Genomic DNA, 15,623 nt, shown 5'->3' with positions numbered 1-15,623 from the left:
CTTTCATCGACTGGGCATCCTCAACCAACGAACCAAACAAATACTGATGCCAAAACAATGGCATCACATCAGTGACTAAGGTGTAAACCATGTGCCCGGTTCAATTCGTAAACAATGTTCGGGTTGCGCAGGAGACTCAGGGAATTGCCGCGCTGCGCAGGGCGCCGCCAAGTGTATCGATGATCTGCGCGATCTGCGCCTCTTCGACGATCAGCGGTGGCGACAGGGCGATGATGTCGCCGGTGGTGCGGATCAGCACGCCGCGCTCGAAGCATTCGCGAAACACGGCCATGGCGCGTGCGGTGGGTTCGCCGGGCTTGGGCTCCAGTTCCACCGCGCCGACCAGCCCGAGGTTGCGGATATCGATCACGTGCGGCAGTCCGCGCAGCGAGTGCAGCGCCTCCTCCCACACAGGTTCCAGTTCGCGGGCGCGTTCGAACAGACCCTCCTCGCGGTAGACCGCCTGCGCCGCCAGCCCCGCAGCGGCGGCCAGCGGGTGGCCGGAGTAGGTATAGCCGTGGAAGAGCTCGATGGCCTGGGGCGGACCCTGCATGAAGGTCTGATAGATATCGCCCTGGACCAGCACCGCGCCCATGGGTACCGCGCCGCTGGTCAGGCCCTTGGCACAGGTGATGAGATCGGGCGTCACGCCGAAACGCTGGGCGGCAAAACTGGTACCCAGGCGCCCGAAGCCGGTGATCACCTCGTCGAAGATCAGCAGAATGCCGTGACGATCGCAGATGGCGCGCAGCCGCTCCAGGTAGCCCTGCGGCGGCAGCAGCACGCCGGCCGATCCCGCCATGGGCTCGACGATCACTGCGGCGATGGTGGAGGCATCGTGCAGTGCCACCAGGCGTTCCAGTTCATCGGCAAGATGCGCGCCCCACGCCGGCTGGCCGCGCGAGTACGCATTGTGCTGCAGATCGTGCGTGTGCGGCAGATGATCCACCCCCGGGAGCAACGGTCCAAACGCCTTGCGGTTGTTTCCCAGGCCGCCCACCGAGATGCCGCCGAACCCGACCCCGTGATAACCCTTCTCGCGCCCGATCAGCCGGGTACGCGACGCCTCGCCGCGCGCGTGGTGATAGGCCAGCGCGATTTTCAACGCGGTGTCCACCGCTTCGGAACCGGAGTTGGTGAAGAAGACGTGATCCAGCCCCGTTGGCGCCAGGTCGGCGAGCCGCTCGGCCAGTTCGAAGACCTTGGGGTGGCCCATTTGAAACGCCGTGGCGTAGTCCATTTCGCCCGCCTGGGCACGGATCGCCTCGACGATACGCGGGTGGCAGTGCCCGGCATTGCAGCACCACAGGCCGGCGATGCCGTCCAGCACCTGACTGCCGTCGACGGTCCGGTAATACATCCCCTGCGCGCCGACCATCAGCCGGGGGTGCTGCTTGAAGGCGCGATTACCGGTGAAGGGCATCCAGTAGGGTTCGAGGTCGAGCGGGGGCGGCTGTATAGCGGTCATGACGCCGATTCCTGGGACAGGTGTGGGGTGTGTGAACAGCCTAGCTTGGCATCGAATTTTTAACAATATTTGAACGCAATGAGTTAACTCATTGTATTTACGATAATAAACTTCTATTTTGTTAAGTATGTTCAACGCTTAAACAGGAGAACTGGACTTTGGACGATATCGGACTTCGTTTGCGCCGCCTGCGCGAGCTCCGCGGTCTCTCGCAGCGCACCCTGGCGCGTCTCTCCGGCGTGAGCAATGCCACCATTTCACTGATCGAGAACCGGCGCACCGACCCCTCGCTGGGGCTGTTGAAAAAGGTCCTCGACGCCATCCCCATCTCGCTGGGCGACTTCTTCGGCATGGACGTGCACCGTGCCGAACAGGTCTTCTACGGTGCAGAAGAGCTGGTGGAGATCGGTAGCGGGCCCATCTCCTATCGCCAGGTGGGGGGCGATCTCGGCCAGAGCAAACTGCAGATGCTGTACGAGACCTATGCGCCGGGTGCCGACACCGGGCAGTCGCTCCTCACTCACGACGGCGAAGAGTCCGGCGTGGTGATCAGCGGGCGCTTGGAAGTGACGGTAGGTGAGCAGGTGCGGGTGCTGCGCGCGGGCGATGCCTACCGCTTCAGCAGCAGCACCCCCCACCGCTTTCACAACGTCGGGCGGGAACCTTGTGTCCTGGTCAGCGCCTGCACGCCACCGAGTTTCTAGAACCTATCCCGCCATTCGCCGAGGATTTCAAGACAGTTTCGAAGGAACTACCCCATCGGGAGCGGTCCAAGAGAAGTCGGGAGGGAGCGCATAGCGCAGGCCGGTGACCACCTGGAAAGGCGGGATACCCACCCGGTGCAACTCGAGAGAAGGACACTATGACACGCAGCCACTTTACCAATCCTTTTGACGCACTGCCAAACACGCTTCCGATCTTCCCTCTGCCAGGGGCGGTGCTCCTGCCCGGTACGCAACTCCCCTTCAATATCTTCGAACCGCGCTACCTCAACATGGTTTTTGATGTGCTGGGAGAGCATCGGCTGATCGGCATGGTGCAACCCAAACCCGCCAGCCTCCACAGCCGCAAACCCGAGGTGATGGGCACGGGCTGCGCGGGACGCATCAGTTCGTACTGCGAAACGGCGGACGGGCGTCTGCTGATAGCGCTGAGCGGGGTGTGTCGGTTCGACGTCGGCGAAGAGATCCCCACCACCCGCGGCTACCGCAAGGTGGTGGCCGACTGGTCGCACTACCAGGGCGACTACGCCATCGAACAAGCCAAGCTGACCGAACGGCGCCTGCTGCTGAGCCGCCTGCGTATCTTTTGCGACACACACCGCATGGAGATCGCCTGGAACGCACTGGAGCGGATGGGCGATGGCGGCATGGTCAATTTCCTCGCTACGCAACTACCGCTGGAAGACGGAGACAAACAGGTGTTGCTGGAGGCACCGGATATCGCCGCGCGGGCACGTCTGCTGATGGGGATGCTGGAACCGGCTCATCGCCGCGAAAAGCGGCCGGGCAGGCTGCACTGAAGCGACGACGACTGGTTCAGGGACACCGGACTTGACAGCTCGCGGTACCCTGGCAGCCCAGCGTTATGGGACGCGATTGCAGGCGCCCGCCACCGATGCATCGGCTCATGTTTCGGGAACCCTGCGCATCACCAGTATTCCGCGGACGAACGCGACGATAGCCATGGGTATCAGAATGAGGAATCCGGCGATAACGAAGGTGATCAGGGCGGCAAAAATAGCGAAGCCCGTATCACCGGGTTTGGATGCCGCCATATTGTTCCAGAGCGGTACCGCCAGCAGCGCCGCCAGCCCCAGATGTGCGGCGAACGGATAGAGCGCGGACACCGCCCCGAAAAGCTTCCGGTAAGAGCGCCGCGTGCTCTGGTTGCGCGCCGCAAACCAGGCGCCCTCCTTGACGCCCCAGACGCTCACTTCGTCGCCCTCGGTGCAGGGCACAAGGAAATTCACCAACTCGACCACGCTGCGATTGCCGTCGCCGTCCTTGAGGTGGATGACCTGATACCGGGTGGTCTTCGATTTGATTTTACCCTTGACCGGCAGTGACATGTTGGGTGCCAGCTTGTGCGCGAGATCCGGGGTGCTGACGCTGCCCGTGGTCTCCGTTTCGCTGCGTGTCACCTCTTTGATGACAGTGCCGGAGACCTCGTACAACGCAAACTTCCGCAACAGTGCACTACCCTCTGCAATTTTCTTCATCGGTGCATCCCCCACGTTCACGTTTCACTCCCATCACGGATTTTCAGGTGATCCGCTACCTGGCAAGCTGCCAGCCGGCATCGGTTTCGACGAAGGCAACCTTCGCCTGCAGCGGCTGACCTGACTTTGCGGCGTTGATGAGCCGTTGCATCTCACCCTGCCGCACCCCCGCGGCGAACTGGGGGTCCAGCGCAAAATCGGGCAGTATCGCCGCGTACTTCGCAACCGCTGTCACGTAGTTACGACCGCCGCGCTGAAACGGCTCCGAGACGTTCACTACGTCCTCAATCTTGGTTGCGGCAAAACAGAGCCCGTTCCGTCCCTTGAAATAGGGCTGGGCCATCCCGGTCAGGGTATAGGTGTGCGCATTCAGCCCCGTTCCGCCCGGCGGTGGTGGCCGCTTCTTGACCGAAACCTCGAACAGGCCAAGTTTTGCCAGGGTTTCGAATTGGTGAATCGTCGCCGTGGAAAGCCGATCGGCTTCCACCGTGACGGGGAAAGCTGTCACGCTCTGCACATCGATGGCGCGCACGCATCCCGCCGGTTCCGCATCGAAGACCCTCTGGACCAGCGCCATCAGCTTTTTTCTGGACGGCCCGCTGCCGGCGCCGGTGAGGCTGCCCGCCAACTCCTGCCAAGCGGCCATGCTCAACTCTTTGGACGTCGTTGCGTCCTTGATGCGGGTGCCGACCAGCATCTTCGGTTTGCCGGCCACCGCCTCCACCGACTTCATCTCGACGGTGACGGTGGTGCCCTTCGGGGTCAGCATGGTCAAGGTATGCGTGCTGCCAAACAGTCCAGGCGCCTCGTAGCTCGAAAACTCATGGCCACTGTCGGGGAGGCTGCAGACGAAAGCACCGAGGCTCGATTCCCCGTCCGGTCCAAGCAACGGGGTTCCAGCCTCCTTGGCGATTCCGTGTTTCTCCAGCGCCTGGTTGCAGGCGATGACTTGCAGTTGTGCATCGATTTCATTGAGCCGCTGCGCGACAGCGGCATGGTAATCGGGAATGTTTCGGGGTGTGGGCTGGTGGGTGAACAAGCCGGCAACCGCCGTGCGAACCTGCTCCTTGCCCTCCGCACTCACGGGGACTGCCTTCAGCTCGGCGACGAACTCCGGCAGCGCCGCCTGCGCCAACTCGTTCAGCTTGGTGGCGTAGGCGTTGTTAAAACCCTTCCAGTTGCGGCTTTTGAGCTTGCCCAGTTCGGTGGCGGTCTTGACCCGGAAGGCGATCATGTCGCGCATTCCCGCGAGCGTCTGCGGAAACTTGTAGAACTCGGCGCTCGCGGTGCTCAGTAACAGGTCCGTGAGTTGAAACGCATGCTCCTGCAGCGCCTTGAGGTGCGACTGGTATTCGGCACCGAGCCCGGCAAGCAGCGGCTCTTTGGTCATCGCTTCGATCTTGGCGATATTCTCCTGCGTGGGCTGCATCCTGCGCATCGCCTCAAGCTGGGCAGCGCGCAGAGCAGCTGCTTCGCCATAGGTTTTGTAGTTCGCCTTCTGGCGTGCCATATCCTCGAGCACGTGGACTTTCTGTCGCGAGATGTTGCGGAAAACGAACATGATGTAGCTGTCGGCGTTGCCGAGCGTCACGCGGCGCGGATCACGCGGCCCGAGCTGGCGAAACAGCCCCCGGTTGGCAAGCCGGCACGACTCGGCTTTCTCGGCCAGTTTGACCAGTTCATCCGGAGTCGCTTCGGGGAACGGCGCACCGAACACCGGCACCCAGTTCTCGTCCTTGAGTCCCGAGAGCAGACCCTTGCCGGAACGGAATTGGTGTTTTGCCATCTGGGTATTGACGTTATCCACCGCTCCCCCTTTGGCGGCCCAGTTTATGATCGCGACACAATCGGGGATGGTGATCCTGGCGGCGACCGGCATGCTCGTCGCAACACCGAGGATCACCGTGAGAAGCGAGGTGGAGATCAGTCTACGGTTCATGACAACTCCCTGGAGATAGAGTGCGGCCCAGGAATTCAGTGTCATGATCTGGAGTGTCGGACGCACCCCCCAATTGGGGGTTTCCATCGCCTGTCAGACGAACTGAGAGGGCAGCGGGAGACGCCCCCAGCTATGGCCTCCGCCATGGCTGGCCATCACATACCGTGAAGAAATACCTGTTCCGACAGGATCTTGCGGACCAGTTCCAGTTGTCTGGCCGAACCGGTCTTCTGCAGTGCCAGCTTGAGATAGCCACGCGCGGTTTCGTAGGTGACACCCATTGCCTCCGCGCTGCCGCGCAGCGTATCGCCCCTGACGAGGTGACGGGCGAGCCGCGCCTCCGCGGAGGTCAGACCGTAACGCCGCCGCAGCCACTCGGCCGGCACCATGGGTTCCGATTCAGGATCGTTGATCAACAAGACAGCGGCATCACGACCGCCAAGAAACGGGGTTTCCACATCGCACGGCAAGGGGAGCGCCATCAGATACAGGGGACGTTTCATGTCGGGACGCCGCAGACTGACCCGACGCGGCACCGCGTCAGCCTGCCCGCCATGGAGATTCAGGGCCAGATGCACCATCCCATCGAGCCTGCGGCGGTCGTCGCGGTGGGCAGCCGTTACCATTCCATCGCGCAGGTAGATGCCGTCGCGCTGATCGAGAAGTGTCTGTGCAAACCGATTCGCCAGCGTAATCCGCGCCTGTCCGTCGAGAAATATCACGCCAAATTTGAGGCGGTCGATGACATGCAGCGCCGCATGCAGCCTATGCTCCTGTATGGCCAAGCGGCGCGCCATGTTTACAGCATGCGCCATATGGCCGGAAAGTTGTCCGAAACGTGTGATTTCCCGGCGGGTGAAAGCTCTGCCGGCTCGCGGTCGGTAAACAAAGAACTTTGTGCGCTGCTGGCCTTGGTGAAGCAGAGTGGTTCCGAGAGTGTGGATAAAATCCTGCGGCTTCATCCACTCGTTGTATAGAGCGGTACGGCGGTAATAGCCGGGGGTGCCGTGGTACTCATCGAGCGAACGGTCGGTGCGGATGGTTCTGGGCGCCTGCAGCTCGGGAATTTTCGCCCAGGGATTCCGTTGCAGGAAGCGTTCGATATACGAGGAGAGATAGTTTTCGTCGACACCACGCAAGTGCAGCAGCGACACATTCGGCGTGCGCCGTTGGGTAGTCTCGAACGTGTACAAGCCGGAGGCGATGCCCCCGAACTGCTCCTGCATCGATGTCAGCGCAACCGGCCAGGCCGATGCATCCAGCGCTGCGCTGTAGATCTGAGCAATGATCGGACCGTTACTATCCATTTCCTGCTCTTCGCCACTCCGGGAGGCAACCACACGGGAATTGGCATTTAACCTGCGGGTATTATGCTTTTTATGCTTTTATAGAAGCCTCTGAGCCGGAGATTGTCAATTTTTTGCGGCGGACTCCCCACCCCGCGCTCCCGACAACGACCGGAACCGGGGAAATGTCAGAGGATTGGCCCGCGAAGGAGAAACCTCATGGAAGCCGGACTTCCGATCAAGGTGCTGCTGCCGTTCGTCATCGCAATCCTGATGTTCGGCATCGGCATGAGTCTTACGCTGGGCAACTTCGTCAGTCTCAAATCGGCACCCAAAGCAGCCGTATTGGGCCTGCTCAACATGTTCGTACTTTTTCCACTACTGGCATTTGTACTCGCGTGGGCATTGGATCTCCCGCCGCACCTTGGCATCGGCCTGGTGTTACTGGCCGCGTGCCCTTCCGGCTCGACATCGAATCTGTTTACCTACCTGGCCCGGGGTGATGTGGCCTTGTCCATCACGTTGACCGCAGTCAGTAAAACGCTACCGGTGCTGACCATCCCCCTCTACGTCGGTCTGGCATCCCTGATATTCGCGGGCGAAGAACGCTCGCTATCGCTCCGCTTCGCCGACATCTCGGAACGCATAGCGGTGGTGGTGCTGTTGCCGACCGCCGCCGGAATGGCGCTGCGCCACTTTCAGTCCGGCTGGGCACAGCGCATCCGCCCGTATGTCACCCGCATCGGCGTGGTGCTGCTGATCGCTCTTATCGCTGCGCTCGTTTGGCGTGAGCGCAACACCCTTCCGGGCATGATGCTCGCTGCCGGCCCCGCGACGCTGGCACTGTGCCTGCTCGGTGTGGCGTGCGCCTATCTCACTGCGACCCTGTTCAGGTTAGCGGATGAGCAGCGCATCACCCTCATCCTCGAGATCTGCATCCAGAGCGGCGGAACCGCTATCGCTATCGCTGCCGGTATCCTCGGCTCTCCTGCGCTGGCGATTCCCGCAGCCGTCTATTCGCTGATCATGTACCTGGTCGCAACGATGATTGTCGTCGGCAAACGCCTGCGCAGCGCGGCTCCTGAGGCGGCACGCGATTCCCTTTCAGGATGAGCCGCACCGGTTCTCGCCTGCAACCGGCAATGGCCCGGATCTGCTCGAGCAATGTACGTGGGGGTTGTTGATCCAGGGAACCTCTGATTAAGTCTGTTTAGATGAGAGTGTTGTCCAGAAACGACGAGTTCAAGGCGGAAAGCGCGGGTAATAGGCAGTTATTACCAAGCTTTCCAACGCCGAAATCGTCGCTTCTGGGCCGCAGAATCGCTGAACACGACTTGATCAGAGGTTCCCTAGGTTACAACTGAATGGCGGGGCCCAGGCTGGCTGGCCGCAATTCGCCGGCTATCGTTCAGAACGCTACGGCAAACGTGAGTGACACTTCCGCCTGCCAGAGCGCATCGCTGTCGAGCGTGATTCGGCAACGGCCATTGGTGCAGAACAATTCGCCTGAGCTGTTGAACGCGGTACCGATGGCTCGCGCCTCGAGGCGCAGATTGGAGCTGCGCGTCACAGGAAACAGGTAACCGGCACCGAGCCCGAGGGAAAACCGGGTTTCGGATTCCAGCAATGCGCCTTGCGGTTCAAAACGGGTAAGCCCCACCGATCCCATCACATAGGGACGGTTGAGCGCGTCGTTCAATTCATAGATACCGCCGATATGCAGATAGCGTACGTTCATGTCGAACAGCGGATCGCCCGTCAAGAGTCCGCCGGCCTGGGTGCGTGTCGATTGTTCCGTGTAGAGAATTTCGACGAAGGTGCGGCTGCTCTGGGCTATGCGCACCACCACACCGCCGCTGGTGCCTTCGTCCAGATCGAGCGTCTCGCCGGTGACGGCATCCTCAAAATTACCGCCCGAACGAAAGCCGCTGAAAATGCCAATGTCGTAGGTCGTGTGCGAGCCATTGCCGTTCTGCCCGAACGCCGCGAACGAAGGCAGGATGAGGCAGACGCCAAGAATCAGTGAACGGGCATTGAGCACGGCAATTTACGATCCGGTGGACACGAGCACGCCCTTAGCTTAGCCCGGGCGGCCCTTGAATACAGGGATCTGGGTCACTCTCGGATTGTGACCTGGTTGCTCACGCGGCATCGACCGCCAGCACTTCTGCAGGGCGCCCCTTGCGATCACGCTGCGCCCAGACCGCATAACGGCCCGCCGCCAGGGGCTGCTGCCGACGTCGATTGATCACCTGTACCGCCTCGGGGCCAAGCTCCAGCACCGGCATGCGTCGATTGCCGAAGGTGCGGAACAGCTGCTCGGCAGCGCGCAGGCGCTGTGCGATCCAGTCCGGCGTTCTACCCGTCACCAGACTGTGATGGGCGTAATCCCACAAAAGGAGCTGCGCAGCGACGGGATCGGCTGCCAGCAGGTCGGCCAGCGCGGCGGCCAACAACCCAAAGGCGTGATCGGGCTGCACGCGATCCGTCGCCAGCGGCTGCGCAGCACCGGTCAGCAGATGATCGAAGAGCTTGCTGACCTGCTCATCGAAGTGGCGGCCGACCATCCAGGCCAGGGTGTTGCGGGCCAATCCACTGTTCCAGAGCCGCTCCAGCAATTCCGCGTAGTGTTTGAAGCGCATCAGTTCGGCATGGGAAAGGTGCGCATGGCAGAGTATTTCGTAGGGAGGCTCGGCATCCCAGCGGTAGCCGAATCGTTCAGCCTGTGCGCGCAATGGTGTGCCTGGCAGCAGTTTGAGAATACCCAGTTGCAGGTGGTCCGCGCAGAGGAGAAACACGGCATCCAGTGATTGACGGCAGGATTCCGCGTCCTCGTCGGGCAAACCGACGATGAGATCCAGATGCACGGGGTGTTTGTGCAGCGCCACCAATTGGCGAATGCGCGCCAGTCCGCGCGGCACATCCATCACCCGCTCGATGCGCTCCAGGACGGGGCCGGACAGCGTCTGCAAGCCAATCTCGAACTGAAATTTGCCGGACGGTGCCTGGGCAAACAGGGCAAGCGCCTGATCGGAGACGCGGTCGGGATTGAGCTCGAGGTGAAAACGCAGGGTATCGGGGGTGGCCAGGAAACGTTCCAGCAACTGCAGGGTGTGCTCGGCACCGAGATGAAAACTTCGGTCGAGCAGTTTGATGGTCTTGTTTTCGAGTCGAGCGAAAACCGCGAGATCCGCATCCACCTGCGCCAGCGATGCCGTGCGCAGGCGATCGGTGCTGCTGGTGCAGAAGGTGCAACGGTAAGGACATCCGCGCGAGGTCTCCCAGTAAACCAGATGCTTGTCCAGCGCGCCCAACCCGCAGCTATAAGGCGACACCCACTGCGACGGATCCAGCATCTGGAGCGCGTTACGGTGAATCCCGGCGCAGTCGTCGCGCCACACCAGCCCGGATACTCTCTCGCGAGCACCGTCCCCGTAGAGGCACCAGCGCGCCAGATCGCGAAACCCCGGCTCGCCCTCGCCATCGATGACAAAGTCGATGCTTGCCTCGTTCGCCAACAGCTCCTCGCCACGCGGCCCTGCCTCCGGGCCGCCGAGCACGATCTGCACGTCGGGCACCAGCTGCTTGAGATTCCTTGCCAGTCGCAGCACGGGCTGGATGTTCCACAGATAGGTCGAGAATCCCACCAGCCGGGGTTGCGCCTCCACCAGTTCGGCGAACAGCGCTTCGTTGCTCGATTTGACCAGCCCTTCATGAATCGAGAGCCCGTCGAAATAGGGCTCGTCGCGGCAGAACGCCGCAATCGAACGCAATGCCAATGAACTGTGGTGATACCCCGCGTGCAGGGTGACCAGGGCAATGCGCTGAAGGGGGCTCTGTTCGATGCTCGAGTTCATTCGCAGCGGAAGGGGTGGCGGCGGTACCTTGCCCATTGTACCCCGCTCATCTCATCCGTGCCCCGATGCGCATCGGCGATGCAATCGACCCTGCAGACAGGGTGCGCGGACGATCCTGGGCAGGTACACTCCCACTGCTCATGGAAATCCTCGCGAACGACATCCTCCCCGATGGGACAACCGACGCCTCCGAACGCCCGTCGCGGCTGCTCAAGTCCCTGGGCGCCGTCCCCTATCTGCGGCTTCGCACCACCGAGCAGGTCGGCGATCTCCCGATCCACTGCGAGGTCTTTGCATCCGCCCCCGCGGCACCGCTGCTGGTTTTTCTGCCGGGCATATCCACCTATTCCGCCCTCTACGCAAAGATGCTCTACCGCCTTTCGCAGCATGGCTTCAACGTCGTGGGCATCGACCTGCGCGGGCACGGTCATTCGGGCGGCCCCCGCGGCGAGTACACGGTGGAGGCGGTACAGGAGGATGTGAGAGCCGTCATCGACCACTTCGCACCACGGTTTGGTGGCCCCGTGATGCTCTATGGATACTCTATCGGCGCCCCCCTGGCGCTGGCAGCCGCCGAAAACGACGAACGGGTCAAGGCGCTACTCTGCCATACACTGTTTGTCAGCGAGCATGCACCGGACCTGCTGCATCTTTGGGGCTGGCACTGGCTGCGCTATCTGAGCTTCTTCGCGCCGCACATGCATCTGACGCTGCAACGCCTGTTTCGTCTGCAGGATCTGATCCCGCAGCGCAGGTTCCACAAGCTGATCGACAAGGATCCGCTGCTGGTCAACAGTTATCCGCTGATGACCTTCTCCAGCGTCTTCAATCGCCGCACTCGCGTGGCGCATGAAGAACTGCCGTTTCGCGCCGCGATTATCTCCGGTGACCAGGATGAACTGGTCTCCTTCGGCTACCTGGAGCGGCTGGTCAGCACGCTGACCCATCCCTTTGAACTGATTCCGATTGCCGGCGGCACCCACATGCTACCCTTCTGGCAACCGGAGCACTGCGCCGAACTGGCGGCAGAGTGGCTGAGACGCGAACCCTGATCGCACCCACACCAAAATGAAAACCATCGGTAGCGAGTCTCGCGCGAAAGGTGAGGCAAAAACCCTTGGAGGATACCCCCGCCACCACACCAGTGCTGGTGCCTGAGGCACCCGCCTCGACCGAAGCGCGCTGGGGAGCGATTTACGCAACCCTGGCCTTTCTCACCTGGGCCGCACTCCCCATCTATTTCAAGGCCGTCGCCGAGGTACCGCCATGGGAGGTGCTTGCGCATCGTGTCTTCTGGTCGGCGTTGTTCGTGGCGTTGCTGCTGTTGCTGTGGCGCAAAGGTGACGGGCTGCTGACGGTACTGCGCAAGGGCCGCCTGATCCTATGGCTGACGCTTTCGGCGCTGCTGGTGTCGACCAACTGGCTGATCTTTATCTGGGCCATCGCCAACGATCACGTGCTCGAATCGAGCCTCGGCTACTACATCAATCCGCTGCTGAATGTCGCATTGGGAGTGCTGGTGTTGCGCGAGCGTCTGCGCCGCGCGCAATGGATAGCCATCGCCATCGGCACTGTTGGCGTTTCCAATCTGATCTGGCAGTACGGACAGATACCGTGGGTGGCACTCAGCCTGGCGCTCACCTTCGCGTTCTACGGGTTGATACGCAAACGCCTGCCGGTGGACGCGTTGACGGGGCTATTCGTCGAAACGGCGCTGCTCGCACCCCTGGCGGCGGGTTACCTGATCTATCTCGGGTTGAGTGATGCCGGCGGCGCCTTTGGCGGCGTGCGCTGGCAACTGGATGTGCTGCTGGCGATAGCGGGCGTATTGACCGCGTCACCGTTGATACTGTTCGCGGCCGCCGCGCGGCGCCTTACCCTCTCGACACTGGGTCAACTGCAATACACCGTACCCACGGGGCACTTTCTATTGGCGGTGCTCGCCTTTGGCGAACCGTTCACCAGCGCGCACGCGGTGACCTTCACCTGTATCTGGATTGCCCTGCTGATCTACGCGCTGGACACCTACCGCAGTGGTGCCACAAGCTTGCGCACCAAGACGCCGCCCGCCAGTTGACCGCTACTCCACCGCCACGGCCGTGCCGGTAATGCTCACCATCAGCATACCGTTCTCCTTGCCGAGCACCTCGTAATCGACGTCGACGCCGACGATGGCGTTGGCGCCCATCTCCTCGGCCTGTTCGGTAAGCTCTTCGAACACCTCTTCGCGCGCTTTGCGCAATACCTTCTCGTACGAACCGGAGCGCCCGCCAACGATGTCACGTATTCCGGCGAACATATCGCGAAATATATTGGCGCCAACGACAGCGTCGCCCGCCACGACACCCTTGTACTCGCGGATCCGTTTGCCGTCGATGCCACCCGTAGTTGTGATGATCATGGAGTTCTCCCTTGCAGGTTATCGCCACTTTTCGCTAATCGTAGCCGAACCGCACCAATGGCGCAGTGGCAAACAACGGTGGCTAGTCGAGCGCTTGCGGCTCGGGGAGCGCAGCGGACGGAGGTTCGATCCCGACTGTCTCCTGGAGCGGACTGTTCAGGGGGTGGCCCTGAAAGAAGCGCCATAGCCACTCCGATACAGGCGGCGCCTCAGGATAACTGAACCGTCCGGGACGTCCTCCGTACCAGCCATGCCCGACTCCCGCCAGGAACAGCGTTTCGATGAAGGTGCGGCGCTGGTCGCCGCGGTATTTCACATGCTCCCACCGCGTAGCTCCTGAAGCACCCCGCCGCGAACTGGCCCGCTTGTGCAGATCGATGCCAAAACAGAGCGCCCAACTGTCGCGGAGATTGCGTGCCGCCTGGATTGCGACCGTTGCATCGTCTTCGGAGTGGACAACGAACAGCGGCACCGGGCGTTTCTTGGCGCCCATCTCCGCATCCATCTCCCGTACCAGTTCGCGGATGGGACGGTAATGCCCGGCAATGTGGTGAACGAACGCCACCGCACGCGCTGTTTCGCCGTAAGGGACTCCGGCAACGGCGGCACCCGACGCGATCTTGGTCGCACGCGCCACCATCAGCGCGACCGCCATACCCGCTCCGGAGGAGAGTCCCGCAACGTGAACACGGTGCCTGTCGACCTGGTAGGTGGCCTGCACCTCGCGCAGTATCTGCCACAGATCTTCGACCTCGCCGGCGCCCGCGTGTATCTCGCTGCGCAGCCACCAGCCCCAGCAATTGCGGTTGCGCAATCCGGAATAGGTGGTGACGAAGGGATACACGACCAGGAACCCTTCCCGATCGGCTACCTTGTCGAAGGCCGAGATGCGCTGGATATCGGCATGGGTCTGCCGGCAACCATGCAACACCATCACCACGGGCAGGGGAGTTCGGCCGTTGTAGTTGGGCGGCACGTGCACCCGGTAGCGGCGATCCCGTGAGCCCGCATAACGACGCGCGCGAAACCGGTAGTCGGCATCCTGTCTGCCCGTCCGGCGCCGTTCCAACCACGATTCCTGAAGGGCGCGCAGCAGCTTTGGGAAACGGGCCACCGATTGCGCCAGCCTGCGCGGTAAAGTCCAGACAGCGGGCGATTGCCGCGTCGCGATGCGCTCAGCCGTCGATGCCAGCCACTGCGTGGCGCCGCGGCGCCACCCGGCCATCGCGTACTTTGTGTTGCCGCTCATCTCGCGCAACCGGCGTACCCATTCACCCATTGCGCTGCGTATCGATCCACACACCGGACACCGGCGCAGCCACGATCCGCTGGGGCGCGGCGGATTACCGCGATACCGGGCACGCGCACGGTCCAACGCCGCGCGGTAGGTGCCGGAGGGAGCGGTGTCTCGTTTCCGTTTTACCATCGAACAATCTGGGATTTCTTCGTCTACGCCGCCGCGGGGGCAACGTTCGAACTGCAACGTATCGTGACCGGGCTTGCCATTCTTTCCCAAGCTGCGCGGACATCGGCCAACGCTGCGCAGCCCGTTGGGAGCAAGGCACAGAGTTCAGGTGTCAACCGCAAGGAGCGCTGAGGAACCTCTATCGAGCTACAGGGACTACGGTGGCCATTGTAGCGTTGATACCCGTTCGACCCGGGTGATCTCGTTCACAGCATCGGCGTGCGTGGAGATCCGACGGCGTTCAGACCGTGGATTTCCAGTGTTCCGTTGGACGCACAAGGCTTCCGCCATCGACGACCGCATCGCTTCCCCTATATACCCGCTTCCTCCTCCTCAAGGATCTCCGACTCCTGATCGGCGTCTGCTGCCCACTTCTGGATATCCGCATCGGCCAACAGGTGATCCATGTAACGGTGCGCCACCGCATCGACCGGCACGTCGTAGGTTTTGAAGCGCAAGACCACGGGTGCGTAGAAGGCATCGGCAATGGAAAATGCACCGTAGAGCCACCCACCGCCGCGGCCAAAGCGCTCGCGCGCTTCACCCCAGACCGACATGATCCTGTCGATATCGCGTTTCAATGCTTTCCCCACATCCACTTTCCGTCCTTGAGCCCTGCAGTTCATGGGCAGGGCCGAGCGCAACGTATCGAATCCTGAATGCATCTCGGCGCACGCTGAGCGCGCATGGGCACGCGCCATTCGCTCTGCCGGCCACAACCGATGGTCGGCGCACTCGTTGAGGTATTCGCAAATCGCCAGGGAGTCCCACACCGATACCCCATCCACCATCAGGACCGGCACGCGCCCCGCCTGCGTATAGTCACCGATGTGGTTATCGAACGCCGGTTGCAGCAGCGAGAGATTGACCTCATCGAACGGCAGGCCGGATTTGCGGGCGGCGAGCCATGCCCGCAGCGACCAGGAGGAATAATTTTTGTTGCCGATTACCAGTGTCAACTTGTTCATGCAGTCCTCACTCAACCT

14 protein-coding genes are annotated in these 15,623 nt (G+C 61.9%); 5 read left to right on the top strand and 9 right to left on the bottom strand.

What is annotated here, in order from left to right:
* Positions 1–136: 136 nt before the first annotated feature.
* Positions 137–1,468 (bottom strand): aspartate aminotransferase family protein, encoded by a 1,332-nt coding sequence (locus DWQ09_06220; protein KAA3629817.1) that lies wholly within the window; start codon positions 1,466–1,468, stop codon positions 137–139.
* 158 nt (positions 1,469–1,626) lie between these two features.
* Between DWQ09_06220 and DWQ09_06215 the strand changes: the two genes are divergently transcribed.
* A complete protein-coding gene (locus DWQ09_06215; protein KAA3629816.1) occupies positions 1,627–2,172 on the top strand; it encodes a cupin domain-containing protein in 546 nt (181 codons plus the stop codon).
* Between the two features lie 158 nt (positions 2,173–2,330).
* Positions 2,331–2,990, top strand: coding sequence for a peptidase S16 (locus DWQ09_06210; GenBank protein ID KAA3629815.1), 660 nt, complete (start codon positions 2,331–2,333; stop codon positions 2,988–2,990).
* A gap of 105 nt (positions 2,991–3,095) precedes the next feature.
* Here the strand turns inward: DWQ09_06210 and DWQ09_06205 are convergent, their stop codons facing one another.
* The 3 genes from DWQ09_06205 to DWQ09_06195 form a co-directional block, all read right to left on the bottom strand.
* Positions 3,096–3,689, bottom strand: a complete 594-nt coding sequence (locus tag DWQ09_06205; protein ID KAA3629814.1) for a hypothetical protein — start codon at positions 3,687–3,689, stop codon at positions 3,096–3,098.
* Positions 3,690–3,744: 55 nt separating this feature from the next.
* Positions 3,745–5,673 carry a hypothetical protein gene (locus tag DWQ09_06200; GenBank protein ID KAA3629813.1) on the bottom strand — a complete coding sequence of 643 codons (1,929 nt, stop codon included), beginning with the start codon at positions 5,671–5,673 and terminating at the stop codon, positions 3,745–3,747.
* Between the two features lie 110 nt (positions 5,674–5,783).
* Positions 5,784–6,935, bottom strand: a complete 1,152-nt coding sequence (locus DWQ09_06195; protein KAA3629812.1) for a helix-turn-helix transcriptional regulator — start codon at positions 6,933–6,935, stop codon at positions 5,784–5,786.
* Between the two features lie 198 nt (positions 6,936–7,133).
* On the opposite strand from DWQ09_06195, the gene DWQ09_06190 reads away from it, so the two are divergent.
* Positions 7,134–8,027 carry a bile acid:sodium symporter family protein gene (locus tag DWQ09_06190; protein KAA3629811.1) on the top strand — a complete coding sequence of 298 codons (894 nt, stop codon included), beginning with the start codon at positions 7,134–7,136 and terminating at the stop codon, positions 8,025–8,027.
* 295 nt (positions 8,028–8,322) lie between these two features.
* On the opposite strand, the gene DWQ09_06185 is transcribed toward DWQ09_06190, so the two are convergent.
* Positions 8,323–8,961 (bottom strand): hypothetical protein, encoded by a 639-nt coding sequence (locus DWQ09_06185; protein ID KAA3629810.1) that lies wholly within the window; start codon positions 8,959–8,961, stop codon positions 8,323–8,325.
* Between the two features lie 94 nt (positions 8,962–9,055).
* A complete protein-coding gene (locus DWQ09_06180) occupies positions 9,056–10,771 on the bottom strand; it encodes a DUF4080 domain-containing protein (protein ID KAA3629873.1) in 1,716 nt (571 codons plus the stop codon).
* 35 nt (positions 10,772–10,806) lie between these two features.
* Here DWQ09_06180 and DWQ09_06175 point away from each other — a divergent pair, with 35 nt between their 5' ends.
* The gene (locus tag DWQ09_06175) at positions 10,807–11,823 is read left to right on the top strand and encodes an alpha/beta fold hydrolase (GenBank protein ID KAA3629809.1); all 1,017 of its coding nucleotides are present in this window, start codon (positions 10,807–10,809) and stop codon (positions 11,821–11,823) included.
* Between the two features lie 98 nt (positions 11,824–11,921).
* Positions 11,922–12,848 carry an EamA family transporter RarD gene (gene rarD, locus DWQ09_06170; GenBank protein KAA3629872.1) on the top strand — a complete coding sequence of 309 codons (927 nt, stop codon included), beginning with the start codon at positions 11,922–11,924 and terminating at the stop codon, positions 12,846–12,848.
* A gap of 3 nt (positions 12,849–12,851) precedes the next feature.
* Here rarD and DWQ09_06165 read toward each other — a convergent pair whose 3' ends face one another.
* The 3 genes from DWQ09_06165 to DWQ09_06155 form a co-directional block, all read right to left on the bottom strand.
* Positions 12,852–13,172: a hypothetical protein gene (locus DWQ09_06165; protein ID KAA3629808.1), complete on the bottom strand. Its 321-nt coding sequence runs from the start codon at positions 13,170–13,172 to the stop codon at positions 12,852–12,854.
* Between the two features lie 82 nt (positions 13,173–13,254).
* On the bottom strand, positions 13,255–14,598 hold the full coding sequence (locus tag DWQ09_06160; protein ID KAA3629807.1) for a hypothetical protein: 1,344 nt from the start codon (positions 14,596–14,598) through the stop codon (positions 13,255–13,257).
* A gap of 350 nt (positions 14,599–14,948) precedes the next feature.
* A complete protein-coding gene (locus tag DWQ09_06155) occupies positions 14,949–15,605 on the bottom strand; it encodes a glutathione S-transferase family protein (GenBank protein ID KAA3629806.1) in 657 nt (218 codons plus the stop codon).
* Between the last annotated feature and the right edge of the window lie 18 nt (positions 15,606–15,623).

Source organism: Pseudomonadota bacterium, from assembly GCA_008501635.1.
Lineage (GTDB): Bacteria > Pseudomonadota > Gammaproteobacteria > QQUJ01 > QQUJ01 > QQUJ01.
Note: the sequence above shows the minus strand (reverse complement) of the source record. Positions and strands in the feature narration are given on the sequence as shown.

Excerpts from the sequence above, each read along its gene's own strand:
- DWQ09_06220 (KAA3629817.1), bottom strand. The coding sequence starts at position 1,468 with ATGACCGCTATACAGCCGCCCCCGCTCGACCTCGAACCCTACTGGATG.
- DWQ09_06210 (KAA3629815.1), top strand. The coding sequence starts at position 2,331 with ATGACACGCAGCCACTTTACCAATCCTTTTGACGCACTGCCAAACACG.
- DWQ09_06205 (KAA3629814.1), bottom strand. The coding sequence starts at position 3,689 with ATGAAGAAAATTGCAGAGGGTAGTGCACTGTTGCGGAAGTTTGCGTTG.
- DWQ09_06200 (KAA3629813.1), bottom strand. The coding sequence starts at position 5,673 with ATGACACTGAATTCCTGGGCCGCACTCTATCTCCAGGGAGTTGTCATG.
- DWQ09_06195 (KAA3629812.1), bottom strand. The coding sequence starts at position 6,935 with ATGGATAGTAACGGTCCGATCATTGCTCAGATCTACAGCGCAGCGCTG.
- DWQ09_06190 (KAA3629811.1), top strand. The coding sequence starts at position 7,134 with ATGGAAGCCGGACTTCCGATCAAGGTGCTGCTGCCGTTCGTCATCGCA.
- DWQ09_06180 (KAA3629873.1), bottom strand. The coding sequence starts at position 10,771 with ATGAACTCGAGCATCGAACAGAGCCCCCTTCAGCGCATTGCCCTGGTC.
- DWQ09_06165 (KAA3629808.1), bottom strand. The coding sequence starts at position 13,172 with ATGATCATCACAACTACGGGTGGCATCGACGGCAAACGGATCCGCGAG.
- DWQ09_06160 (KAA3629807.1), bottom strand. The coding sequence starts at position 14,598 with ATGGTAAAACGGAAACGAGACACCGCTCCCTCCGGCACCTACCGCGCG.
- DWQ09_06155 (KAA3629806.1), bottom strand. The coding sequence starts at position 15,605 with ATGAACAAGTTGACACTGGTAATCGGCAACAAAAATTATTCCTCCTGG.